The organism is Streptomyces xantholiticus, from assembly GCF_014651015.1.
Lineage (GTDB): Bacteria > Actinomycetota > Actinomycetes > Streptomycetales > Streptomycetaceae > Streptomyces > Streptomyces xantholiticus.
This window is the reverse complement of the sequence record NZ_BMWB01000071.1, coordinates 1-985: the sequence shown is the minus strand read 5'-3', so window position 1 is coordinate 985 and position 985 is coordinate 1. Positions and strand designations below refer to the sequence as shown.

Annotated in this window: 1 pseudogene; it reads left to right on the top strand. The window is 68.0% G+C overall.

Annotation, left to right across the window (positions count from 1 at the left end):
* Positions 1–985, top strand: a pseudogene (locus IE198_RS34765) (PKD domain-containing protein); the annotation flags it as partial.

The following is a 985-nucleotide window of genomic DNA, read 5'->3' as shown; positions in this document are numbered from 1 at the left end:
CCGCAGGCGAAGGTGGGTGCCGGGCGGACGGTCACGTTGCAGGTGGCCGGCGTCGGCGGGGTGCCCGCGTCGGGGGTGACGGCGGTCGTGATGAACGTGACCGCGACGACCGCGACGGCGACGACCTATGTGTCCGTGTATCCGAACGGGACGACGCGCACGAGTGCCTCGAACCTGAACGTGAAGGCCGGTGAGACGCGTCCGAACCTGGTCGTGGTGCCGGTGGTGAACGGGAAGGTGTCGTTCTACAACAATGCCGGTTCGGTGAATCTGATCGCGGACGTGTCGGGTTACTTCGCGGCGTCCGGCGAGGGCTCGACGTACGAGCCGGTGACACCGAACCGTCTGATGGACACGCGCATCGGACTCGGCGTGCCGAAGGCGAAGGTGGGTGCCGGGCAGACGGTGACGCTCCAGGTGACCGGCAAGGGCGGTGTTCCCGCGTCCGGGGTCACGGCCGTGGTCATGAACGTGACGGCGACGAGCCCGACGGCGACGACGTACGTCTCCGTGTACCCGAACGGCACGACCCGCACCAGTGCGTCGAACCTGAACCTGGTGGCGGGCCAGACGGCTCCGAACCTGGTGGTGGTGCCGGTGGTGAACGGGAAGGTGTCGTTCTACAACAATGCCGGTTCGGTGAACCTGATCGCGGATGTGGCGGGTTACTTCACCTCCGTGGCGGACGGTTCGACCTACCGTCCGCTGACGCCGACGCGGTTCATGGACACCCGTGTCGGACTCGGCGTGCCGCAGGCCAAGGTGGGTGCCGGGCAGACGGTCACGCTCCAGGTGACGGGCAGGAACGGCGTCCCGGCCACCGGTGTGACGGCGGTCGTCATGAATGTGACGGCGACGAGCCCGACGGCGACGAGCTACGTCTCCGTCCACCCGAACGGCACGACCCGCACCAGCGCGTCCAACCTGAACGTGGTGGCGGGCCAGACCGCTGCGAACCTGGTGATCGTGCCGGTGGTCAACGGCA